Origin of the sequence: Streptomyces sp. S063 (genome assembly GCF_002832675.1) — a bacterium.
In the GTDB taxonomy this organism is placed as follows: domain Bacteria; phylum Actinomycetota; class Actinomycetes; order Streptomycetales; family Streptomycetaceae; genus Streptomyces; species Streptomyces sindenensis.
On the sequence record NZ_CP021707.1, the window covers coordinates 5,007,538 to 5,029,786 of the forward strand.

Below are 22,249 nucleotides of genomic sequence, written 5' to 3' on the forward strand. Positions count from 1 at the left end.
GGAAGGGGGCTCAGGGGCCCCGGGGCGTCGTGTGCTTACGGGGCGCCCTGGGCCGTCGTGGTGCCGACGGCCACCGTGGCGCCGGGGGCGGGACCGTCGTCACCGGGTGTGCCCTCGTCCTCGTCGGGCTCCACCTCGTTCACGTCGACCCGGCCCGGGGGCAGGACGAGGGCGAGCAGTCCGGCCAGGACGTAGAGGCCGACCACGGTCAGCAGACCGGTCACCGCCGAGTCGACGGGGGAGTGCCGGTCCTCCAGCAGCGTGAAGTAGACGGTGCCCACGATGGCCACGCCGGTGGCGGCGCCGAGCTGGATGGACGTGTTGATCAGCGAGGAGGCGGCGCCCGACGCGGACCGCGGCATCTTGGCCAGCACGATGGTCAGGAGGGTTCCGGCGACCATGGCGAGACCGATACCGGAGATGACCATGCCGGGCACCAGGTGCCACCACTCCAGTCCGCCCGAGTAGCGGTTCACGGTCCACGCCACGATGCTCATGCCCACGGCGATGACCGCGCAGCCCATCAGCACCACCCGGCGGCCGAGCGGCATCAGCTTGGGGGCGAAGGCCGAACCGATGCCCACGCCCACCGTGAAGGTGGCCAGCGCGACCGCCGTACGCAGTGGGGAGTAGCCCTCGGCGGTCTGGAGGTGGACGGTCATCACGACCTGGTAGGCCATGCCGCAGAAGAACAGGACGGCGACGAGCAGTCCGCCCAGGGAGCTGCGGTGGCGCAGCAGATCGGGGTCGATGATCGGGGACTCGCCGCGGTCGGCGACCCGGCGCTCGTAACGGGCGAACAGCCACAGCAGGACGGGGCAGGCGACCATCAGGGCGAAGGTCCACCAGGGCCACCCCAGCTCCCGCCCCTGGATCAGCGGGTAGAGGAGGCTGACCAGGGCGATCGTGGCGAGCAGGGTGCCGCGGACGTCGAAGGTCTCCCGGGAGTCGGCACGGGATTCACGGGTGAGGTAGTAGGCGGCGACGAGGGCGATCAGTCCGACGGGCACGTTGATGAAGAACAGCGGGCGCCAGCCGAGGCCGAAGAGGTCGGCCTGTAGCAGTACGCCGCCGAGCAGCGGGCCGCCGATGCCGCCGAGGGCGAGCGACATGCCGTACATCGACATCGCCTGGGGGCGCTCGGACTTGGGGAAGTCGACCTGGAGCATCGCGAGGACCTGGGGCACCATCATGGCGGCCGCGGCACCCTGGAGAATGCGGGAGGCGATGAGCATCTCCATGTTCACGGCGGCGCCGGCCAGGGCCGAGGTGACGACGAAGCCGCCGAGCCCGATCAGATAGATCCGGCGGCGTCCGAGCTGGTCGCCGAGGCGGGCACCGGTGATCATCGCGGCCGCGAAGGCGAGCGTGTACCCCGCCACCGACCACTCCAGCTGCGCGGACGTGGCGTCCAGGTCACGCTGGACCGCGGGCAGCGCGACGTTGAGGACCGTGTTGTCCACCATGTCCATGAACACGGCGAACAGGGTCACCGCGAGCGTCGCCCAGCGCTTGGGGCTGTACTGCGGCGGTGGTGGTGCGTCGGCCAGTTTTTCCACCGTCATGAGTCGGCCCTCCGGTAGCCTCGGCGGCAGCATGGGAAGCAGAGCGAATGGCTTTGCTTTCAAAGCAAAGCTATTGCTGGGGGTGTGGCATGTCAAGCGACGGCGGGGCGGTGGACGAGCCCACCGTGGACGACGGCGTGCGCACGCTGCTGCTCCTGATGCCTCGGGTGGTCGCCCGCACCAAGCGCACGCCGGTGCCGAAGGAGCTGGAGAAGTTCAATCTGGCGCCCCGTCATCTGTCGCTGCTGGCCTACCTGTTCTTCGACGGGCCGCTCGCGGTGAACGAGCTGGCGACCCGGTTGGAGGTCGCCCCGGCCACCGTCAGCCTGCTCGTGGGGGAGCTGAACCGGTACGGGGTGGTGGACCGCGACGACGATCCGTCCGACCGGCGCCGCAAGATCGTCGGCATCGCCGACGGCCACCTGCAAGCGGTGCGCCGCTGGCTGGAGAACGGCGTACGGGCATGGCGGGCCGCCCTGGAGCCGCTGAGCCCCGCCGAGCGGCGTACCTTCGTCGAGACCCTCCGGGTGTACGAGCGGGAGCTCGACGCCGGTCAGGAGTAGGGGCCGGTCGGACGCGCCGTCAGATGAGGCCGTGCTCCCGCGCGATGCGCACCGCGTCCACCCGGTTGCGCGCACCGAGCTTCCGGACGATCGCCGTCAGGTAGTTGCGGACCGTCCCGGCGCTCAGGTGCAGCTCCTGCGCGACGGTCTGGACGTCCTCGCCCACGGCCGTGAGACGCAGCACCGACACCTCGCGCGGGGTCAGCCGGGGTTCGGGCCCTTCCCGGGGCGACAGCGTGAGCCGTGGATCGATGACCCGCTGCCCGGCCGCCACTTTGCGGATCGCCTCGGTCAGATCGCTCGGCAGCGCGTCCTTGAGCAGATACCCGTCGACGCGGTCGGCCAGCGCCCGGCTCAGCGTAGCCGTGGTGGCGGGATCGGCGATGAGCAGCAGCCGGCACGAGGGGAGGCAGGAGCGCAGTTTCGCCAGGGCCGTCACGCCGTCCGGGCCGGGCAGATCGATGTCGACGACCACGATGTCGGGGCGGAGCTCCAGGGCGTCGGACAGGAGACCGTCCCAGTCGCCCACCTCAGCCACGACATGGAAGTCCGGCTCCATCTGCAACAGGGCCACCAAGGCTCCGCGCAGCATGGGTCTCTCTTCGGTGATGATCAGCCGGATCATGAACCGCCCCCTCCCCCGGAGAGGGCAAGTGTACGTCCAAGCCATCTTCCGCTCGCGGGAGTTGTGATCACTCGTGACAGGTGAACCTCCGCCCCGGCCCGCGTGGGGCAGCCGGGGCCGGCACCGCGGCCACGCCCCTCCCGTCGTGTCCTGAGCCGCGTTCGAGGACTTCTCCACCACTCGCCCCGACGCTGGACGAGGCTCGCGTCCGGATGCAGGACGCCGCAGCCGACAGAGAGGGAGACGGCTATGACATGGACGGTCCGGACCGCCGGGTCCCGCCACAGCGCACTGCTCGGCATCGGCGGCTACCGGCCGCACCGGGTGGTCGGCAACGCGGAGATCTGCCGGCTCATCGACTCCACCGAGGAGTGGATCGAGACCCGCAGCGGCATCGTCGAGCGGCGGTTCGCCGGCCCGGACGAGACCTTGCCGATGATGGCCACCGCGGCGGCCGAGAAAGCCCTGGCCCAGGCCGGGACGCCACCCGGCGAGATCGACCTGATCCTGGTGGCCAGCATGTCCAACCTGGTGCAGACCCCGCCGCTCTCCGTCCGCGTGGCGTACGAGCTCGGCGCACGCGGCGCCGCGGCCGTCGACCTCTCCGCCGCCTGCGCGGGCTTCTGCCACGCCCTCGCCATCGCCTCCGACGCGGTCCGGGCCGGCAGCGCGCGACGGGTCCTGGTCATCGGAGCCGAGCGCATGACGGACATCGTGGAGCCCACCGACCGGACCATCTCCTTCCTCTTCGCCGACGGTGCGGGCGCCGCGGTCGTCGGCGACGCCGCCGCGCCGGGGATCGGCCCCGTCGTCCGACGGGCGGACGGCGCCCACGCCGAAGCGCTCCGCATGACCGCGCCCTGGGGCGCCGCGCCCGGCCCGGGCCCGGCGGAACGGCCATGGATGCGGATGGACGGGCGCCGGGTCTTCCGCTGGGCCATGGACGAGGTGGCCCCGGCCGCCGCGCGGGCACTCGACGAGGCGGGTACGGAGCCCGCGGCGCTCGACGCCTTCGTACCGCACCAGGCCAACCTCCGGATGATCGACCTGCTGACCGAGCGACTCGGCCTGACCGGGACGACCGCGGTGGCCCGCGACGTGGCGCACAGCGGCAACACCTCGGCGGCCTCCATCCCCCTGGCCCTGGAGTCGATGCTCGCCTCCCGGCAGGCCTCGGCCGGCGACACGGCGCTCCTCGTCGGCTTCGGCGCCGGACTCAACTACGCCGCCCAGGTGGTGGTCCTCCCGTGAACCGGACCGGCCACCCGGCCGCGGCCCTCCCCGAAAACCCGGCCATCGGCGAGGAGTTCCGGGCCGCCATGGCCCAACTCGCCGGAGGAGTCGTCGTCGTCACGACCGAGGACGACGAGGGGCGGCCCCGCGGATTCACCGCCACCTCGTTCTGTTCGGTGTCCATGGACCCGCCGCTCGTCCTCGTCTGCCTCGCGAAGACGTCGAGCTCCTACCAGGCGTTCGCCGAGTGCCGGGGCTTCGCCGTGAGTCTCCTGCGCGACGAACAGAGCGCGCTCGCCACCCGGTTCGCCCGCTCCGGCGGGGAGAAGTTCCGCGCGGAGAACACGGTGACCACCCCGCACCTGCTCCCCGCGGTGGCGGACGCCCTCGCGACGCTGGACTGCGCGGTGCACGCCCGCTACCCCGCGGGCGACCACATCATCCTCGTCGGCGCCGTCCGGCACGTCTCGCCCGGCCGGGGAGAGCCCCTCGTCTACCACGACCGGGCCTTCAGACAGCTCAGACACCCCGGGAACTGACCTCCGCGCCGGTCCGGGCGCGGCCCCCCGGCGCCCCCTCAGCCCACCGGGCACCCGTGCCGCGCCGCCGAAGCGGTGGCCCGCACCGTCCGCCGGCACGAAGCCGCGCAACCGCTCACCCGGCAGCAGCCCCGCGCACGACCGGTCCAGCTGACGCAGATGGTCGGCGCGCTGCTGAGCCCGGTCGGCCCGGAACCATCCCGCCGTGCCGGCCACGACCAGCGCGAGCACACCGCCCGCCAGCGCGTACGGAAACCATGCGCGCCGCCCCCGTACCCACCGCGTTCCGTTCCGTTCCCCCGACGTTTCGGCGTGCCCCGGGCGTGCCTTCCGGCCCGGTCGGCGCGTCCCGATCGTAGATCGGGCAGGCCGGGCGGTTCCGTCCGGGGTCCGAACGGGTACATCCTGAGTAGGTCCCCTTGGGGAGGCTGATTCGATGCCGTGGTTCGCATGGCTACTCGCCGCCGCGGCGCTCGGCGCCGCGGAGTTCTTCACGCTGACGCTGGTCTTCGGGCTGCTGGCCGGCGCGGCCCTCGTCGCTGCCGTCGTGGCCGGTGTGGGCGTCGGCCTGCTCGGTCAGCTCGTGGCGCTCGGACTGGCGGCGGCGGCCGGCCTCGCCCTCGTCCGCCCCGTCGCGCTGCGCCACATGGCCCAGTCGCCCCTGATCCACGAGGGCAGCGACGCGCTGATCGGCAAGCGCGCGGAGGTCGTGCAGGAGGTCACCGCGACCCATGGCCTGATCAAGCTCTCCGGCGAGGAGTGGACCGCCCGCGCCCTCGACGAAAGCCATGTGATCCCGGTGGGAGCGCTGGTGGACGTCATGGAGATCGAGGGCGCCACAGCCGTCGTGTACCCCCGTGAGCTCCTTCCGTGACCGACCGAACACGTAGCGCCGGAGAGGGGGCGCGGAGCACGTAGCGCGACCCTTGGCGCCGCGCCCGTAGCGAGCAGCGATGGAGGAAGAAGCATGGACCCGGTGGTCATACCGATTCTCGTGGCGGCGCTCGTGGTGGTGTTCCTCGTCGCGGCCACCGTGCGGATCGTTCCGCAGGCGCGCCGCTACAACATCGAGCGGTTCGGCCGGTACCGCAGAACCCTCCAGCCCGGCCTGAACTTCGTCCTTCCGGTGGCGGACCGCGTCAACACCAAGCTCGACGTCCGTGAGCAGGTGTACTCCTCCGACCCCAAACCGGTGATCACCGAGGACAACCTCGTGGTCAACATCGACACCGTTCTCTACTACCAGATCACCGACCCGCGGGCCGCCGCCTATGAGGTCGCCGACTATCTGCAGGCCATCGACCAGCTCACCGTGACCACCCTGCGGAACGTCATCGGCTCCATGGACCTGGAGGGGACGCTCACCTCGCGCGAGGAGATCAACGCCCGGCTCCGTGCCGTGCTCGACGACGCGACCGGGAAATGGGGGATCCGGGTCAACCGGGTCGAGATCAAGGCCATCGACCCGCCGAACACCATCAAAGAGGCGATGGAGAAGCAGATGCGGGCCGAGCGGGACAAGCGCGCGGCCATCCTGCACGCCGAAGGTGAGCGGCAGGCCAAGATCCTCACCGCGGAGGGGACGAAACAGAAGGACATCCTGGAGGCCCAGGGCACGCAGCAGGCCATGATCCTGCGGGCGGACGGCGAGTCGAAGGCCGTGGAGCTCGTCTTCCAGGCCGTTCACCGCAACAACGCCGACGCGAAGGTCCTGGCGTACAAGTATCTGGAGACGCTCCCGCATCTGGCGCAGAGCGACAACAACACCTTCTGGGTGATCCCGGGCGAGCTGACCGAGGCGATCCGTACCGTCACCACCGCGTTCGGCGACCAGTCGGGCGGGGCGGGGACGTCGGTGTCCGCGGAACGCGGGGACGCCGCGGCGGCCGATGTCGCCGACAGCGACAAGGACGACGTCGGCGCGCCGGAGATCGAGCCCAACTCGACCCTCGCGCTGGACGCCGTCGCCGCCGCCGACGAGGCCGCGAAGCAGGCCGCCGCCGCGGTGAGCGACGCCAAGGCCGAGGCGGAGGCCGCGGGCGAGACCCGGCTGCCGGGGCGGGGGTAGGCCACCTCCGCTGAAGTTCTCCTGACGTAATCGCCTTGGTGCGGCCGCGCCCGTACGGCAGACTGGCTGCGCAACTCACCTACGGAACAGGCGACTCGGGGGAATACGACGGTGAATCGCCGCCTGTCCATGGTGCTGGCCGCCTACGGCGTGTGGAGTCAGGCGACGGTCCTGTTCTTCCTCGACTCGATGAAGCGGCACGTCTCCGAGCTCGTGGAGCCCGAGGCGACCGTGGGCGAGGTCCGCCTGCTGGGTCTCTCCCTCGAAGGCTTCGCGGTCCGCGACCTGGACCAGGTGCGGGGATGGCTGCCGCAGGTCGTCTTCCTGCTGCTGAGCGGCCTGCTCGCCTATGGCGTACTCCGCGGAAGCGCCGGCCTCCGGCCGAGGGTCAGGACCGTCCTCGCCCTGACCGGAGCCTCGCTGCTCGTCGCGGGGGTGGCGACGCTCATCGGCCCCGTCCTGGACCCGGACGCCGTCACCGCCGTGCCCGCCTACGGTGACTGGGTCGTCCGGGCCCAGCTGGGTGAAGTTCCGGGCGCGGCAGCCCAGTTCGTGCTGCTCATGGTGTGGCTGCCGGTGATTCTCTGGCTCCTGGTGTGGCGGTACCGGGACTGGCAGCCCCTGCGGACCCACCTCGGCACCGCCGAGGACGTGAAGAGCAGGGGGTACGGCGAGGAGCCCGGCTCGTCGCCGGTCTCCTCCCGGGTCCGGCGCCACCTCCTCAGCGCCGGGCTGATCCCGGCCGTGCTGCTGGCCGTTGCCGGAGGGCCGGTCCTTCGCCACACCCGCGTCCGGCATCTGTCGCAGGGAGCCCCGGGTTCCCCGGACGCCTCGGTCACCTTCGATCCGGATCTGTGGGAGAACTACCGGCCGCCGGCCACCGTCGAGGAGTGGAGCGGCGTCCTCTACCCGGCGCTGCGCCTGCGCCCGCTCAGGACCGAGCTGGTCGGCGGCTGGGCCGCGACCCTGGTGGTCTGCGCCGTCTTCCTCCTGGTGCTGGCGGTGGCGCTCCGCTCACTGGCGCGGCGTGCGGCGGGGGTACGGCGGTGGCGCCCGGCGGCCCTTGCCGATCTGGCGCTGAAGGGCTGGTACGCCACGGTCCTGGCGGCCGTCGCCGCCGCGCTCGTGGACGGCCGGCTGACGCGATGGTTCGCCCCGCGCGGCGGAAGCGGGGCGGCGGCCGAAGGACTGGGGGTGGCCCTCGGCGACGCCGTCCGTTTCGGTGCGGCCTGTGGGTGGGCCACGGGGCTCGCGCTCCTGGGCGCGACGGTGCTGATGACGCGGCGCCGGGCGGCCTCCGTGGCCCCGCGCGCCGGCGAGTACGAGGACCAGCCGGTCCCTGAGCGCGAGGAGCGATCGTCCCATGGTGGCTGACCGGCGGGGGACCCGCAGGACGGGTGCGCTCACCCGGGCGAGCGTACGCCGGGGGAGCGGGCAGCGCCCGCGGCGCCCCGAGGAGGAGGACGAGGGGACGACGGGCCGGATGCGGTTCGTGCAGAGCCCGACCACCTGGCTGCTGGGCATCCTGCTGGCTGTGGTGACCGTGACGTTCCAGGACGTCCTGACCGCATCGGTGAAGACGATCCTGCCGCTGGACCGGGTGCCGGACCGGCTCTCACCGCAGAACGCCATCGACGTGGTGGAGGTCAAGGACGTCAAGGACATCGGGTACTACGTGGTGCGCGGCGCGGAGGATGCCGGGAGCGCGGCGGACCGGAAGATCATCGAGGAGATCTCGTCGGGCGGCCCCTGGCGCAAGGGCCGGAAAGCCGTCGACGCCGGGAACGCGGAGTGGATGATCACCGTGCAGGGCAGGGCCGCCCAGCAGGTCCGTATCACCGACATCGTGCCCGTGCTGGAGGGAGGGAGATGCGAGAAGCCGCTCGGCGGCAGTCTGGCGCATTTCCCCTCGCAGGGGGTCATGGACGTCATCCCGCTGGAGCTGGAGGTGGACGCCCCGCGCCCGCGCCTGAAGATCTCAGGCAAGGACGGCAAGGACGCCGAGCCGTTCTTCACCGGCCCCCAGGCCAAGCACATCACGTTGAACCAGAACGAGACCGAGGCCTTCATCGTCCGTGCGACCGCCTCGACGGGCTACTGCCGCTGGCGGTACCGGGTGCACTACGAAGTCGGCGGCGGAACCGCGGAGATGACGATCAACGGCCCCGGGGGCAAGCCCTTCGAGCTGACCGCGCGCATGACCGACGCGTCCGGCTATCGGAAGGTCTACTTCCCGTCCTTCGACTGCCTGCCCTCGGGCCCGCCTCCGCCGCACAGCTGGTACGAGCAGACCGGTGCGGACTACGCCCGCGACCGGCGCAGCGGCAAGGTGCCGCCCTGCCCCAAGGGTTGAGGCGGCACGCGGCGCCCTGCCGCCGACCGCGGTCACACCATCAGCGGCACCGCGTGGATCTCGTCCGCAGGATGGCCCGCGCGTTCGTGGATGTGCTGGACGGCGTCGGCGGAGGGGGCTGTGGACAGGCAGTAGACCGTGCCCGATTCCGGGTCCGCCCAGGCGCGTTCGAAGTGGACGCCCTCCTCCTTCTCGATCGCCAGATCGGCCGCGTGTGCTTCCTTCAGGTCGGCGGACGTGATGCCCTTCATGCCCCGGTGGACATCCATGTACATGGTCATGGCTTCAACACCTCCGGATGTTCGGTCGTCTCTTTTCCATGCTGCACCCGTCGCCGGGCGGAGTCGCGTCCTAACGCCGGTCCGCCACCACCCGCAGCTCCGCCACCTCCGCCGGCTTCTCCGGGTCCTGCGAGCGGACCGTCACCCGGACCTTCCTGGCCGTGTCACCCGCGAGGAAGGGACGCCAGAAGCGGCCGTCGAGGGAGGTTTCCAGCGTGTGGGATGCGGGCGGTACGTCGCTCCAGCGCGGGGTCACCGCCGTGAGCCGCAGCGGGCGCGGGCCCAGGTCCACCGTCAGGGAGCCCGCCGCGCCGCCGGGGGACCAGGACGTCGCCGGGCTCCCGTCCACCGCCGCCTCCGCGTACAGGCCCGGGGCCGCGGAGGTCGCCGTCACCGGGCGGCAGCGCGCCACGTCGGCCGTCGGGGTCAGGTCCGGGCGGCGGGTGGGCAGGGTCAGCGTGGTGGCGAGGCGGCGCGGCCCCCGTGCCGTGTGAACCGTGAACGGGCTGCCCGAGGTCAGCCGGACCGTGGTCGTCCGGGGCCCGATCCCGACCTCGTACGCCGCGTCCCGGAACCGCAGGCCCTTCAGCGTGACGCCCTCGCCCAGCTGGGGCGGCAGCGTCGGGTCGAGCCGTACGCCGTCCTCACGGAGCCGGAGCCCGGTCAGGCCGTGCGTGAACACCTGGAGGAAGCCGCCCTTGCCGGTCAGGAAGTCGTCGGCGGGGAAGCCGGACAGCGGGTCCTGTGAGCCCGCCTTGTCGCCGCGCGCCTCGGAGAACAGGTCGTACGGGCCCCGCATGAAGGGCCGTACCGCACGCTGGAGGTACGTGTACGCCGAGCAGCCCGGCTCCCCGATCGCCGCCGCGTCGATCGCGTGCACCGAGTCCGTCATCGCCGGGCCGTCCGGGTCGGTACGGGACGCGTAGTGGTCGAGGGTGGCCGCCGCCGCGCCCGGCTCCATCGGCCACTCCAGGGGGTAGGTCAGCAGGACGGTGTCCGCCTGCTTGATCGTGGAGCCGTTGTAGCCCGCGTACTGGAGGAAGACCTTCTTCTCCGCGTCGTACGGGATACGGAGCCGGCCCGCGATCCGGTTCCAGTCGGCGGGCGGGTTCCGGCCGAGGAGGCGGGCCGCGCGGGTCGCGTTGCGCAGGGCGGTGGCGGCGACCGCGTTGGTGAACACACCGTCGTCGACGCCGTTGCTGTACTCGTCGGGCCCCGCCACGTCGTTGATGGAGTAGCTGCCGTCCGCGTTCGCCGTAGCGCGCGACCGCCAGAAGTCGGCGATGCCCTGCAGGAGCGGCCAGCCGCGTGCCGCCAGCCAGTCGCGGTCGCCGGTGGCGAGGTAGTACTGCCAGACGGCCAGCGAGACATCGCCCTGGAGGTGGTTCTGGGTCATGCAGTGCGGCGGGTCCACGCTGTGGCACTCGGAGTCGAGCCGGCCCCGGCTCGCGCTCGTCCACGGGTAGAACAGCCCGTCGTGGCCCAGCTTCTCGGCATTCGCGCGGGCCGCGCCACGGGTGCGGTAGCGGTACTCGACGACCGAACGCGCCAGCTCGGGGCGGGTGGCGAGCAGCCCCGGGAACATCCATGTCTCGGCGTCCCAGAACACCAGGCCCGCGTAGTTGTCGCTGGTCAGGCCGGCCGGGGCGATGCTGTCCGAGGAGCCGCGCCGGGTGCTGGCCAGCAGCCCGTACTGGGCGGAGCGCAGCCACCCCTGCAACTCGCGGTCGCCGGGGACCAGCACATCGGCGGACCAGGCCTCGCGCCACGCCGCCTCGTTCGCCGCGAACACCCGGGCCCAGCCGCGCCGGGCCGCCCGGTGCGCCGCCTCGCGGGCATCCTCGGCCGGGGCACGGGAGGTGAGGGCGGTGTCGACACCGACGTACTTCTCGAAGGTGTACGTCCGACCGGCGCGGACCGGGGTCGCGGGCGGGGACGTTCCGGCGCGCAGGGTCTCGACCACACCCGAGCCGCGCCGCATCGCCTGCGCGACCGCCCCCTCGACGTTCGTGCCGAGCGTGCGGAACGTGCCGTTCTCGCGGAGCCTGATCCGGCGCGCGCCGCGCTCGTCGAGCTCGCCGGTGACGGTCGCGGTGCCGCTCCAGCGCGGGGTCATCCGCAGGCGTACGGCACCGGTGTGGACGTCGGAGCGATCGGCCAGGACCTCGTGGGTGAGATCGGTCGCGCGGCCGTCCGCGGTCGTCCACCGCAGCGAGGTGCGCACGAGGCCGCAGGAGAGGAAGACGGTCTGCCGGTAGTGCGAGATCCGGCCCGCCGGGGTGGCGTCGCCCAGCGTCTCCCCGCCGACGCGGAGGCCGATGCCGGTCCAGCTGGGCAGCGCGGCGACCGCCTCCCTGCCCTCGGCGACGGCCTGGTCCGCCGCGTACAGCCCGGAGACGAACGCGCCGTCGTAGCGGGGGGTGTAGAGCGGCCACCCGGTCTTCTCCCCGGTGGACGCGTATCCGGCGCCGATGGCCGGGACCCGGTGGCCGAGGTACCCGTTGCCGACGTACGGGTCGTAGCCGTCGGCCTCCCCGAAGCGGGTGGAGGACGGGGCCCATGCGGGGTCGGAGGCGTCCCCGCAGGCGGGGGGACGGCCGCCGGCGCCTCCCCCGGAGCCGGGGGAAGCGGACGGCCGGGCCCGGCCGGGCGGCGGTACGGGGTCGGGCCCGGCGGCGGCGGCGACCGGCGGCAGCGGGGCGATCAGGGCGACGACCAGGGGCGCGAGGGCGAGGACGGAGACGCGGGGGAGGCTCACGGTACGAAGGTAGGGAGGCGGCCGCGCGCTCGGCGGCCACGGCACGCGAAGCCCCCGGACCGCCCCCGCACGGGGCCCCCGCCCGCCCGCCGGATGGAGCAGATCCGGCCACCGGCACACGGGGCGCCCGCCCGCCGGATGGAGCAGATCCGGCCAGCGAGGAGGGCCCCTACCCCGCCATCCCCGTCTTCAGCCCCGCCCCGCACAGCGGTACCACCACGCTGCCCCGCACCGCGTCGCCCCCGCCCCGGACCGCCGCCCAGCAAGCCACGCCCGTCGTCTCGACGTAGAGGCCGCGTGCCGCCACATCCCGCTGCGCGTCGCGGATGTCGTCCTCGGGGACCGTCAGGAACGTGCCGCCCGAGGCCCGGACCGCCGCCAGGATCTGGCGGGCGCGTGGTGGGCGGGGGATCGCGATGCCCTCCGCGAGGGTGGGGGCGGGCACCGCGGCCGGGGCGGCCGGGAGCAGGTCGTCCGCGCCCGCGTGGAAGGCGGCGGCCAGCGGAGAGACCGCCTCCGCCTGGACGGCGATCAGCCGGGGGCGGGTCTCGATCAGGCCCAGTGCGTGCAGTTCCGCGACGGCGAGGGCCGCGCCCAGCAGCAGGGTGCCGTTGCCGACCGGGACGGCCAGCGCGTCCGGCAGCCGGCCGTCGAGGTCCTCCCAGAGCTCGTACACGTACGTCTTCGTCCCGTGCAGGAAGTACGGGTTGAAGACGTGCGAGGCGTAGAAGACCCCCGGTTCGTCCGCCGCCGCGCGGGCCGCCAGAGCGGTCGCCTCCCGGCCGCCCGGGACGGCCACCAGGCGCGCCCCGTGCGCCCGGATCTGCTCGGTCTTCTTCGCCGACGTGCCCTCGGGGACGTAGACGGTGCACGGCAGTCCGGCCCGCGCGCAGTACGCCGCGACCGACGTGCCCGCGTTGCCCGTGCTGTCCGCCACCACCCGGTCCGGTCCCAGCCGCCGGGCCAGCTCCGCGAGCATCACCGCGCCCCGGTCCTTGAAGGAGAGCGTCGGCATCAGATAGTCGAGCTTCGCCGAGACGGTGTCCGTGAGCGGGACGAGAGGGGTGCGGCCCTCGCCCAGGGAGATCACCGAGGAGTCGAGCGGGAGGAAATCCTTGTAACGCCACAAGGAATTGATCCGGCCGGAAAGCGCGTTCATCCCGCCGCCCCGCACGGGGGTGAAGTCGAGGTCCCAGGGCCCCCGGCAGACCGGACAGCACCAGGTCAGAGCGGTGATCGCAGATCGCGTCCCATCCACTGGACAGTAATAGATCGTCATGTCCGCCAGCATGTCAGGCGTATGGCGGGTGAATGGCGGACGTACGGAAACACCCCAAGGCACCCTTGTGGGTTCGCCATGGATCGGTCAATCTTTCGCTGGCAGCAGGGCATGCCGCTCGCCGGACGACGCAGAACGTGGGGCGTTCCGATGGTTGATTTGTCATGCCCCTGTCGGGAGTCGGTCGTGCGGCTCCGGCACCACCCCCCACCAGAGCACCGCCTATGAGGAGGACCCCTCACATGTCAGTGACGCGTCAGACCCCCCAGGCCCGTCGAAGACTCGCCGCGGCGACCGTCATAGCCACCGCAGCCGCCGTCGCCCTCGCCACCGCCGCCCTTCCGGCGACCGCGGCCGAGCGCGCACCCGAAGGCGTGATCCTGAACGCGGGCGCTCCGGGCACCATCAGCGACAGCTACATCGTCACGCTGAAGGACTCGGCCGCGAAGTCGGACTCCGCCAAGGGCAGGGCCCTCGCGAAGAAGTACGGCGCGAGCATCGAGCGCACCTACCGCTCGGCCCTCAACGGCTACGCGGTCGAGGCCACCGCCGCGGAGGCGAAGAAGTTCGCCGCCGACCCGGCCGTCGCGTCCGTCTCGCAGAACCGCACCTTCACGGTCTCCGCCACCCAGACCAACCCGCCCTCCTGGGGGCTGGACCGGATCGACCAGCGGAGTCTCCCGCTGGACCAGCGCTACACCTACCCCGACAAGGCCGGCGAGGGCGTCACCGCCTACGTCATCGACACCGGGGTGCGGATCAGCCACAGCGACTTCGGCGGCCGGGCCTTCAACGGCTACGACGCCATCGACAACGACAACGTCGCCCAGGACGGCCACGGCCACGGCACGCACGTGGCGGGCACCGTCGCGGGCACCGCCCACGGCGTCGCCAAGAAGGCGAAGATCGTCGGCGTCCGCGTGCTCAACAACCAGGGCTCCGGCACCACCGCGCAGGTCGTCGCCGGTATCGACTGGGTGACGGCCAACGCCGTCAAGCCCGCCGTCGCCAACATGAGCCTCGGCGGTGGCGCGGACTCGGTCCTCGACGCGGCCGTGCAGCGGTCCATCAACTCGGGCATCACCTACGCCGTCGCGGCGGGCAACGAGTCGACCAACGCGAGCACCAAGTCCCCGGCACGTGTCGCCGACGCCATCACGGTCGGCTCGACGACCAACACCGACGCCCGCTCCAGCTTCTCCAACTACGGCTCGGTCGTGGACATCTTCGCGCCGGGTTCGTCGATCACCTCGACGTGGAGCACCAGCGACACCGCCACGAACACCATCTCCGGCACGTCGATGGCCAGCCCGCACGTCGCCGGCGCCGCCGCCGTCTACCTCGCCGACAACCCGGGCTCGACCCCCGCCCAGGTCTCCGCCGGGCTCGTCGCGGCCGCCACCACCGGCGTCGTCGGCAACCCGGGCAGCGGATCGCCCAACCGCCTGCTGCACGTGGGCCCGGGTGGCACCACCCCGCCGCCCGGTGACCGGTTCGAGAACACCACCGGCTACGCGATCAACGACAACGCCACGGTCGAGTCCCCGGTCACCGTCACCGGGATCACGGGCAACGCCCCGTCCGCGCTCCAGGTCCCGGTCAACATCTCCCACACCTACATCGGTGACCTGAAGATCGACCTGGTCGCGCCCGACGGCTCGGTCTACAACCTGAAGGCGTACGGCTCGGGCGGCAGCAGCGACAACGTGGTGACCACGTACACGGTCAACGCCTCCTCCGAGGTCGCCAACGGCACCTGGAAGCTCCGGGTCAGCGACAACGCCCGCTACGACACGGGCCGGATCAACAGCTGGGCCCTCCAGTTCTGATCCCGCCCCGGCGGTGAACCACCGAACAGCGTGAGACGAACGTGAGTCAGCGTGAGAAGGGCCGGGACGGTCGCGTCGTGCGACCGTCCCGGCCCCTTCGGCCGTCGGCCGTCGGCCGTCGGGCGACGGCATCGGTGGCGTCAGCGGCGGTTGAGCGCGCGGTCGACCGTCGTGACCAGCTCGGCGTTCTCCGTGTCGCCGTCCAGCGACCAGAACATCGCCCCGCCGAGCCCCTTGTCCCGGATGTAGGAGGCCTTGGCGCGCAGCACCTGCGGGTCGTCGTACGTCCACAGCGTCGTGCCGTCGAAGAGCCACGCGTGGCCGTTCCTCACATCACGGTGGATCTTGTACGTCCCCGAGGCGGCCAGCTTCTTGAGGACCTTGTAGTCCTCGTAGCCCGCCGCCCAGGTGGCCGGGGCCGGGGCCGTCGCCGGCTGACCCAGGCCGTTGCCGCCGCCGGTCACACCGGTCCAGCCCTGGCCGTACGTCGGCATGCCCATCACGATCTTGTGCTTGGGCGCCCCGCGCCGCACCCAGTCCCGCACGGTCCGGTCGACACTGAAGTCGTCCCGCGCGTACAGCGCCGACTGCTGGGCCGTCTTCTTCTCGCCCGAGACGTGGTAGTCGTAGCCCTGGATGTTGACGAAGTCGAAGTCCTTCATGAGGCGCTTCACGTCGAAGCCCGCGTCGATGGCCTTGGGGTTGGCCGGGACGTACGCCGACAGGTCGTAGTGCCGGGGCTTCGGCTTGTGGCGCCCGTGGCCGTGCCCCTTGCCCTTGCCCGTCTTCTCCGCTGCCCCGGCCTTCGCCTCGCTCCTCGCGTGGGCGTCGAGCTGGGTGCGGAACTCGTGGATCAGGGCCGTGAAGTTCTTCTTGTCCTCCGGGCGGAAGACGGTGCCCTCGTTGGCCGGTGAGCCGGGCCACTCCCAGTCGACGTCGATGCCGTCGAAGAGGCCGGCCGCCGCGCCGTCGCCGCCGCGCGCGCCGTCCTGGGGGAGGTTGCCCTTGATGTACAGGTCGATGCAGGAGGCGACGAGCGCCTTGCGGGAGGCCGCGGTGCGGACCGCGTCGGAGAAGTGGGTGGACCAGCTCCAGCCGCCCAGCGAGATCATGACCTTGAGGCCGGGGTGCTTGGCCTTGAGTTCGCGCAGCTGGTTGAAGTTGCCCGCGAGCGGCTGGGTGTCGGTGTCGGCGACGCCGTCCACCGAATCCGCCGCGTCGATCGGACGGGCGTAGTCCGCCCAGGCGTCGGCCTGGCCGGGGATGTTGCCGGTGAAGCACGTGCCCTCGGCGCTGACGTTGCCGAAGGCGTAGTTGATGTGGGTCAGCCTGGCCGCTGCCCCGCTGGTGTCCAGGTCCTTGACCTGGAAGTCGCGTCCGTAGACGCCCCATTGGGTGAAGTAGCCGATGTTCTTGTACGCGGGGCGGTGGTGGCCCTTGCCACGGTCACGGCGGTCGCCGTCGTCGCTCGGGCCGTGGGCGGTACCGGCCGTGGCCGCGGGCGCGACGCCTGCCAGCAGGGCCAGGGCGACGCCGGCGACGGTCATTCGGGACAGGTCTCTTCGACGCATGGGGCTCGTTCCTGTGCGGGAGGGGCGGGGGGAGAGCCGTGCTGTGCACAGGGAAGGTATTGGTCTGGACCAAAAATGGTCAAGAGTCCCGGAGTTGACGGCCGGGACCCCCGACGGGTTGCCGGACGTCGCGGACGCCGAGGATGCGTGGAGGGTGGGAGTGGGGGGCAGGGGTCCCGGGGTCGGGGTATGCGTGGACCGCCACAAGATCATCACATTGGGTGAAACTCTGGCCCATGCTTGCGGTATACAACCCACGGTTGCCAGGCTGTCGCAGACTGTCAACCTGTTGGGAGTGGCCTGTGACTTTCGGTGAGCAGCCCGCCTATCTGCGCGTGGCGAGCGATCTCAGGGAGAAGATCGTCAACGGCGCGCTGCCGCCTCATACCCGCCTGCCGTCGCAGGCCCGCATCCGTGAGGAGTACGGGGTCTCGGACACCGTCGCCCTGGAGGCGCGGAAGGTCCTGATGGCGGAGGGGCTGGTCGAGGGGCGCTCCGGCTCCGGCACCTATGTGCGCGAGCGCCCCGTGCCCCGCATGATCGCCCGCTCCGGCTACCGGCCGGACAAGGGGGCCAGTCCGTTCCGGCAGGAGCAGACGGCCGAGGAGGCGCGCGGGACCTGGGAGTCCAGCAGCGAGCAGGAGGGGGCGAGCCCCGAGATCGCCGAGCGGCTGGGCATCGAGCCGGGCGACCGGGTGATGCGCACGCACTACGTCTTCCGGGAGGCGGGCGAGCCGATCATGCTCTCCACCTCCTGGGAGCCACTCGCCATCACGGGCCGCACGCCCGTGATGCTGCCGGAGGAGGGTCCGTTGGGCGGCTGTGGGGTCGTCGACCGGATGGCCGCGATCGACGTCGTCGTGGACAACGTCGCCGAGGAGGTCGGCGCGCGCCCGGGGCTGGCGGAAGAGCTCCTGGCGCTCGGCGGTGTGCCCGGCCATGTGGTCATCGTCATCGGCCGTACGTACTACGCGTCGGGCCGGGCCGTGGAGACGGCCGACGTGGTCGTCCCGGCCGACCGGTACCGGGTCGCCTATCACCTGCCGGTGCGATGAGGTGAGGTGACGCCGCGTCGGGCCGCTGTCGGGTGGCCCGGGCGGGCGTGGATCCTGGCACGAGGGGGCGCATTCTGTGGATGCGCCCCCTTTCGTGATGGTCGGATGTGTATCTCTTTGTGTAAAGACGCCTGCACTGAGTGAAGGTCAGGCGTACGCTCGGGCATATGCGTACTGCGGTTTCCTGGGGATCCTTAGAGACGTGCACGCCGGTGGGGAGAAGGGCGATATGCGGGGGAGCGACACGATGAGCGAGAGCGGCGCCGTGCTCCCGTGGCAGGTGATACGGCAGGACGACGGCGGCAACCGCTATCGAGTGGGCCGGTATGCCACGCAGGCCGAGGCCCAGAAGGTCGCCGACGGCCTCGACGACCGCCATCACCATCAGGTCTACCGGGTGGAGCGCGTGAGCCGGGGAGCCGGTCCCTGACGGACGGGCGGACGGGCGGACGGGCGGACAACGGCCCCGAGGGTCCCCGGGCGGCGGTTGCGCGCCGCCCTGGGGGTCCCTCGGCCTTTTCGTGCGCCTCTCGGCCTTTCCCGGGCCTTCGGGCTTCTCCGGGTTCCTCGGCCTCTCCCGGAGCCCGGGGCCCGGAGTCCCCTCTGCCCTCCGCGCGTCGGCGCGTCGGCGTCCTGGGCGGTAAGGTCCGGCCCGACCGGGGCGCGGAGGCCTCCGGGGGGACGGCGCCGCAGGCGGGGCGGGAATGATGACGGAGTGGTGACGAAGTGACGTCGGTGCTGATCGACACGGTGGCGTGGGTGCGGATCGAGGGCGGCAGGATCCTCTGCGCGCGGCCCCGGGGTAAGGACGTCTTCTACATCCCGGGCGGCAAGCGCGAGGGTGCGGAGACCGATCTCCAGACCCTCCTGCGGGAGATCGAGGAGGAGCTGACGGTCGGCCTGATCCGGGAGACCGTCGTCCACGCCGGGACGTACGAGGCCCCCGCCGACGACCGGCCCGGCGCCGCCGTCGTGCGGATGAGCTGCTATTACGGCGACTACCGCGGCACGCTCGCCGCGAGCAGCGAGATCGAGGAGGTGGCGTGGTTCTCCTTCGCCGACCGGGCCCTCGTGCCGCCCGTGGACCAGTTGCTCTTCGACGACCTCAAAGCGACGGGCGCGTTGAGCTGATCCGCCGGGCGCGTCGAGCCAATCCGCCGGCCTCCGGTCGCGGGGCGGGGGCGTACGCCGTCTGCACCAAACACCCGGTTGCGCGGTAGCGAGCAATCAATGGTGGGTATGGGCTGTTTAGTCCCCATTTGCACAGGGGGTGGGCCCGCGGTCGTCCCTGGGAAGTGATCGGCGTGATCGATACCGAAGGCGACTGCGCCGAGTGGACCTTCGCGGCCGAGCCCGGTTCCGTGCGCAGCGCCCGGCACGCCGTCCGGGGCGCGCTGGGTTCCTGGGGGCTCGACGCGGCGGTGGGCGACCTGGCGGTCCTGCTCGTCAGTGAGCTGGTGACCAACTCCCTCCGGTACGCCTCCGGCCCCATCGGCGTACGCCTGGCCCGTACGCACCCCGACGGGGGCCCTCCGCCCGCCGACCACCCGCCCGCCACCCCGGGACTGCTGGTGGAAGTCTCCGATCCGCTTCCGGATCCACCCACCGAACGCACTGCGGGACCCGACGACGAAGGCGGTCGCGGACTCCAGCTCGTGGCCTGTTCCGCACGCCGCTGGGGGACCCGTCGCGGAAAGAGCGGCAAGACCGTGTGGTTCGAGCTGGCTCTCCCTGGTTAGGAGAGTGGAGGGAAGCACAGCGATCACCAGAGGTCGGGCAGAACCTGGCTGAAAGGGACTGAGACCGTGCTGTGATCGTGAACGCCGTGTCGGTCGGGGCCGTAGTGCTGAATACTGCGGGCAGGACCGGTCCGGTGTGTGAGCTGGAGGGGACGGTCGCGTGAGCGAAATACCTGGGACGACGGGCGACGCCGTCGGGACGGCCGGTGACGTCGTGTGGCAGAACAGCCCGCCCGGCTCGATCTATGACTACATCAGGGTGGCCTCCTTCTCGATCGGCCCCGACGGTCTGATCGAGCAGTGGAGCAGCCGGGCCGCCGCGCTGTTCGGCATGACCTCGACCGAGGCGATCGGCCGCGACCCGGTGGAGGCCTTCATGCCCGCCGAGCTGCGCTCGGACGGCCATCGGCGGGTCGGCGAGATCCTCGACGGCAAGGAGTGGACGGGCCTCGTCCCGTTCCGGATGCCGGGCGAGGGCGGGGCGCACGGCGTCGCCGAGGTCTATGTGATGCCGAGTCTGACGGGGCAGGGCGAGCGGGCCGCGCTCTGTATCGTCGTCGACGTCCGGGCCCTGCGGCGCATCGAGACCGACCTTGCCGCGTCACAAGCCATATTCGGCCAATCTCCCTTCGGCTTCGTGCTGTTCGGCACCGACTTCGCGGTCGTCCGGGCCAACCAGCGCTTCGCCACGGTCTTCGGCGGTGCGGCCGAGGACCACCGGGGCCGCACGGTCGACGACTACCTCCCGCAGGCCGAGGCCGACCGGTTGTCCGCCACCCTGAAACGGGTCCTGGAGACCGGGGAGTCGGTCACCGACCTCCAGCTCGTCGGCACCGCCCCGGGCACCACCGAGCGCCGCCACTGGTCCATGAACCTCTACCGGGTGCACAGCGGGGCCGGCCGCCCCGTCGGCATCGCCGGCCTCGCCACCGACGTCACCCGTCGGCACATCGCCGCGCGCGAGGCCGCCAGCGCCCGCCGCAACCTCGCCCTGCTCAACGAGGCCAGCGCCCGCATCGGCAATTCCCTGGACCTGGAGACCACCGCCCGCGAGCTCCTCGACGTGGCCGTGCCCGGCTTCTGCGACCTCGCCGCCGTCGACCTCTACCAGGGCCTCCTCACCGGCGAGGAGGCCGCGCCCGGCAGTTGGGCCCCCGCTCACCGCGAGTCCGCCGGAGGCTCGGCGGAGCTGCGCCGGGTGGCCCACGCCAGCGCGGTCGCCGACGCCCTGCCCACCGCCGTGGCGGGCAGCGGGGCCCCGGGCCCCGACGACGTGCCACCCGCGCTCGGCTCCGTCCACCGCTTCCCGTTCGGCTCGCCCTGCGCCGTCGCCCTGCGCTCCGGCCGGGTCGAGGACGTCCCCGGCGACGAGATGGGTTTCGTGCAGTGGACGCTCGCCGTGCCGATGGTCGCCCACGACACCGTCGTCGGCCTCGTCCAGTTCTCCCGGACGAAGGGCAGCGAGCCGTTCGGCGAGCGCGACCGGGCACTCGCCACCGAACTGGCCGCCCGGGCCGCCGTCTGCATCGACAACGGCCGCCTCTACCGCCGCGAGCACGAACGCGCCCTGATCCTCCAGCGCAGCCTGCTGCCCCCCGGCGACCCCGAGGCGGCCGGACTCGACATCGCCTGCCGCTATCTGCCCGGCAACACCGCCACCGAGGTCGGCGGCGACTGGTTCGACGTGATCGAGCTGCCCGGCCACCGCACCGCCCTCGTCGTCGGCGACGTCATGGGCCGCGGCCTGCGCGCCGCCGTCGCCATGGGCGAACTGCGTACCGCCGTGAGGACCCTGGCCCTCCTCGACCTGGAACCCGCCGAAGTGCTCTCCGCCCTCGACGAGGTCGCCCGCGGCCTCGGCTCCCCGGGCGGCGGCGAGCGCAGCGAGGGGCTCGGCGGCAGCGGCGGAGCGCAGTGGCCCTCGCGCGCCGCGCAGAAGTCCCGCGAGGCGGACCTCTCCGAGGTGTATCTCGCGACCTGCGTGTACGCGGTCTACGACCCGGTCACCCGGCGATGCACGTTCGCCAGCGCCGGGCACATGCCCCCGGCCGTCGTCGAGCCCGGCCGGCCCGCCCGGATCATCGACGTACCGCCGGGGATGCCGCTGGGCGTCGGCGGCGAGCCGTTCGAGGAGGTCGAGGTCGAGCTCGCCGAGAACGCCCTGCTCACCCTCTACACCGACGGCCTGGTCGAGTCCCGGGACCAGCCGCTGGACGAGGGCCTGGAGGCGCTGCGGTCCGTGCTCACCGGCCCGCAGATGGAGCTGGAGGACGCCTGCGACTTCGTCCTCTCCACCCTCGACACCCGGCACGGCGAGGACGACATCGCCCTGCTGATGGCCCGTATCCAGGGGCTTCCCGCGGAGGCGGTGGGGGACTGGACGCTGCCGCGCGAACCCCGCTCGGTGGGCCGCGCCCGGGAGCTGGCCCGCACCCAACTGCTCGCCTGGGACCTCGACGACCTGGTCGACACCACCGAACTCCTCGTCAGCGAGCTGGTCACCAACGCCCTGCGCTACGGCGAGGGCGAGATCCGGCTCCGGCTGCTGCGCGACCGCACCCTGGTCTGCGAGGTCTGGGACGCCGGCCTCGTCCAGCCGCGCCGCCGCCGCGCCCGCGACACCGACGAGGGCGGTCGCGGGCTCCAGCTGGTCGGCCTGCTCAGCGCCGCCTGGGGCTCGCGCCGGACCCCGCGCGGCAAGACCGTCTGGTTCGAACTGGCCCTGCCGGACGGGGAACCGGCCGCCGAACTCTCCGTGGAGCAGCTGCTGAGCATGTACTGACCCGGTACG

At 72.2% G+C, this 22,249-nt stretch carries 19 protein-coding genes; 13 read left to right on the forward strand and 6 right to left on the reverse strand.

Translation table 11 applies throughout. The annotated features are described in order from the left end of the window. Positions 1-35: 35 nt before the first annotated feature. Positions 36-1,565 carry an MFS transporter gene (locus CCZ36_RS23315; RefSeq protein ID WP_069738293.1) on the reverse strand — a complete coding sequence of 510 codons (1,530 nt, stop codon included), beginning with the start codon at positions 1,563-1,565 and terminating at the stop codon, positions 36-38. 89 nt (positions 1,566-1,654) lie between these two features. Here CCZ36_RS23315 and CCZ36_RS23320 point away from each other — a divergent pair, with 89 nt between their 5' ends. Then, complete coding sequence (locus CCZ36_RS23320; protein ID WP_069738294.1) at positions 1,655-2,128, forward strand: MarR family winged helix-turn-helix transcriptional regulator; 474 nt, start codon at positions 1,655-1,657, stop codon at positions 2,126-2,128. Positions 2,129-2,147: 19 nt separating this feature from the next. Here CCZ36_RS23320 and CCZ36_RS23325 read toward each other — a convergent pair whose 3' ends face one another. Then, positions 2,148-2,753 carry a LuxR C-terminal-related transcriptional regulator gene (locus CCZ36_RS23325; protein WP_069738295.1) on the reverse strand — a complete coding sequence of 202 codons (606 nt, stop codon included), beginning with the start codon at positions 2,751-2,753 and terminating at the stop codon, positions 2,148-2,150. A gap of 249 nt (positions 2,754-3,002) precedes the next feature. Between CCZ36_RS23325 and CCZ36_RS23330 the strand changes: the two genes are divergently transcribed. The 6 genes from CCZ36_RS23330 (at position 3,003) to CCZ36_RS23355 (ending at position 8,946) form a co-directional block, all read left to right on the forward strand. Beyond that, the gene (locus CCZ36_RS23330; RefSeq protein ID WP_069738296.1) at positions 3,003-4,004 is read left to right on the forward strand and encodes a beta-ketoacyl-ACP synthase 3; all 1,002 of its coding nucleotides are present in this window, start codon (positions 3,003-3,005) and stop codon (positions 4,002-4,004) included. Next, a complete protein-coding gene (locus CCZ36_RS23335; RefSeq protein WP_069738297.1) occupies positions 4,001-4,525 on the forward strand; it encodes a flavin reductase family protein in 525 nt (174 codons plus the stop codon). The genes CCZ36_RS23330 and CCZ36_RS23335 overlap by 4 nt, the downstream gene beginning before the upstream one ends. Positions 4,526-4,961: 436 nt before the next feature. Then, on the forward strand, positions 4,962-5,399 hold the full coding sequence (locus tag CCZ36_RS23340; protein WP_069738298.1) for an NfeD family protein: 438 nt from the start codon (positions 4,962-4,964) through the stop codon (positions 5,397-5,399). A gap of 93 nt (positions 5,400-5,492) precedes the next feature. Beyond that, a complete protein-coding gene (locus tag CCZ36_RS23345) occupies positions 5,493-6,593 on the forward strand; it encodes an SPFH domain-containing protein (protein WP_069738299.1) in 1,101 nt (366 codons plus the stop codon). 111 nt (positions 6,594-6,704) lie between these two features. After that, positions 6,705-7,967 (forward strand): hypothetical protein, encoded by a 1,263-nt coding sequence (locus CCZ36_RS23350; RefSeq protein ID WP_128818491.1) that lies wholly within the window; start codon positions 6,705-6,707, stop codon positions 7,965-7,967. Beyond that, positions 7,957-8,946: a hypothetical protein gene (locus CCZ36_RS23355; RefSeq protein WP_128818492.1), complete on the forward strand. Its 990-nt coding sequence runs from the start codon at positions 7,957-7,959 to the stop codon at positions 8,944-8,946. Before CCZ36_RS23350 ends, CCZ36_RS23355 begins: the two co-directional genes overlap by 11 nt. A 32-nt stretch (positions 8,947-8,978) precedes the next feature. Here the strand turns inward: CCZ36_RS23355 and CCZ36_RS23360 are convergent, their stop codons facing one another. From CCZ36_RS23360 to CCZ36_RS23370, 3 genes are all read right to left on the reverse strand, one after another. Continuing rightward, a complete protein-coding gene (locus CCZ36_RS23360) occupies positions 8,979-9,227 on the reverse strand; it encodes an SCO4226 family nickel-binding protein (protein ID WP_069738302.1) in 249 nt (82 codons plus the stop codon). Between the two features lie 70 nt (positions 9,228-9,297). After that, positions 9,298-11,985 carry a glycosyl hydrolase family 65 protein gene (locus tag CCZ36_RS23365; protein WP_128818493.1) on the reverse strand — a complete coding sequence of 896 codons (2,688 nt, stop codon included), beginning with the start codon at positions 11,983-11,985 and terminating at the stop codon, positions 9,298-9,300. A 169-nt stretch (positions 11,986-12,154) separates the two neighbouring features. Next, positions 12,155-13,264 carry a threonine synthase gene (locus CCZ36_RS23370; protein WP_237302730.1) on the reverse strand — a complete coding sequence of 370 codons (1,110 nt, stop codon included), beginning with the start codon at positions 13,262-13,264 and terminating at the stop codon, positions 12,155-12,157. 242 nt (positions 13,265-13,506) lie between these two features. On the opposite strand from CCZ36_RS23370, the gene CCZ36_RS23375 reads away from it, so the two are divergent. Next, complete coding sequence (locus CCZ36_RS23375) at positions 13,507-15,093, forward strand: S8 family peptidase (protein WP_069743520.1); 1,587 nt, start codon at positions 13,507-13,509, stop codon at positions 15,091-15,093. Positions 15,094-15,233: 140 nt separating this feature from the next. Here CCZ36_RS23375 and CCZ36_RS23380 read toward each other — a convergent pair whose 3' ends face one another. Beyond that, entirely contained in the window at positions 15,234-16,664 is a 1,431-nt protein-coding gene (locus tag CCZ36_RS23380; RefSeq protein WP_128818494.1) for a glycoside hydrolase family 18 protein, read from the reverse strand. A gap of 302 nt (positions 16,665-16,966) precedes the next feature. Between CCZ36_RS23380 and CCZ36_RS23385 the strand changes: the two genes are divergently transcribed. The 5 genes from CCZ36_RS23385 (at position 16,967) to CCZ36_RS23405 (ending at position 22,240) form a co-directional block, all read left to right on the forward strand. Further along, positions 16,967-17,719: a GntR family transcriptional regulator gene (locus CCZ36_RS23385; RefSeq protein ID WP_069738307.1), complete on the forward strand. Its 753-nt coding sequence runs from the start codon at positions 16,967-16,969 to the stop codon at positions 17,717-17,719. 229 nt (positions 17,720-17,948) lie between these two features. Further along, positions 17,949-18,149 carry a hypothetical protein gene (locus CCZ36_RS23390; RefSeq protein ID WP_069738308.1) on the forward strand — a complete coding sequence of 67 codons (201 nt, stop codon included), beginning with the start codon at positions 17,949-17,951 and terminating at the stop codon, positions 18,147-18,149. Positions 18,150-18,445: 296 nt separating this feature from the next. Beyond that, the gene (locus CCZ36_RS23395; RefSeq protein ID WP_069738309.1) at positions 18,446-18,850 is read left to right on the forward strand and encodes an NUDIX hydrolase; all 405 of its coding nucleotides are present in this window, start codon (positions 18,446-18,448) and stop codon (positions 18,848-18,850) included. 164 nt (positions 18,851-19,014) lie between these two features. Beyond that, the gene (locus tag CCZ36_RS23400; RefSeq protein WP_069738310.1) at positions 19,015-19,458 is read left to right on the forward strand and encodes an ATP-binding protein; all 444 of its coding nucleotides are present in this window, start codon (positions 19,015-19,017) and stop codon (positions 19,456-19,458) included. A 214-nt stretch (positions 19,459-19,672) separates the two neighbouring features. Continuing rightward, positions 19,673-22,240: a SpoIIE family protein phosphatase gene (locus tag CCZ36_RS23405; protein WP_128819699.1), complete on the forward strand. Its 2,568-nt coding sequence runs from the start codon at positions 19,673-19,675 to the stop codon at positions 22,238-22,240. Positions 22,241-22,249: the final 9 nt, after the last annotated feature.

What these genes read in the sequence shown, in the direction of transcription:
- CCZ36_RS23315 (WP_069738293.1), bottom strand. Translation starts at nt 1,565, where the DNA reads ATGACGGTGGAAAAACTGGCCGACGCACCACCACCGCCGCAGTACAGC.
- CCZ36_RS23380 (WP_128818494.1), bottom strand. Translation starts at nt 16,664, where the DNA reads ATGCGTCGAAGAGACCTGTCCCGAATGACCGTCGCCGGCGTCGCCCTG.
- CCZ36_RS23360 (WP_069738302.1), bottom strand. Translation starts at nt 9,227, where the DNA reads ATGACCATGTACATGGATGTCCACCGGGGCATGAAGGGCATCACGTCC.
- CCZ36_RS23330 (WP_069738296.1), top strand. Translation starts at nt 3,003, where the DNA reads ATGACATGGACGGTCCGGACCGCCGGGTCCCGCCACAGCGCACTGCTC.
- CCZ36_RS23370 (WP_237302730.1), bottom strand. Translation starts at nt 13,264, where the DNA reads ATGACGATCTATTACTGTCCAGTGGATGGGACGCGATCTGCGATCACC.
- CCZ36_RS23340 (WP_069738298.1), top strand. Translation starts at nt 4,962, where the DNA reads ATGCCGTGGTTCGCATGGCTACTCGCCGCCGCGGCGCTCGGCGCCGCG.
- CCZ36_RS23355 (WP_128818492.1), top strand. Translation starts at nt 7,957, where the DNA reads ATGGTGGCTGACCGGCGGGGGACCCGCAGGACGGGTGCGCTCACCCGG.
- CCZ36_RS23390 (WP_069738308.1), top strand. Translation starts at nt 17,949, where the DNA reads ATGCGGGGGAGCGACACGATGAGCGAGAGCGGCGCCGTGCTCCCGTGG.
- CCZ36_RS23325 (WP_069738295.1), bottom strand. Translation starts at nt 2,753, where the DNA reads ATGATCCGGCTGATCATCACCGAAGAGAGACCCATGCTGCGCGGAGCC.
- CCZ36_RS23375 (WP_069743520.1), top strand. Translation starts at nt 13,507, where the DNA reads ATGTCAGTGACGCGTCAGACCCCCCAGGCCCGTCGAAGACTCGCCGCG.
- CCZ36_RS23345 (WP_069738299.1), top strand. Translation starts at nt 5,493, where the DNA reads ATGGACCCGGTGGTCATACCGATTCTCGTGGCGGCGCTCGTGGTGGTG.
- CCZ36_RS23320 (WP_069738294.1), top strand. Translation starts at nt 1,655, where the DNA reads ATGTCAAGCGACGGCGGGGCGGTGGACGAGCCCACCGTGGACGACGGC.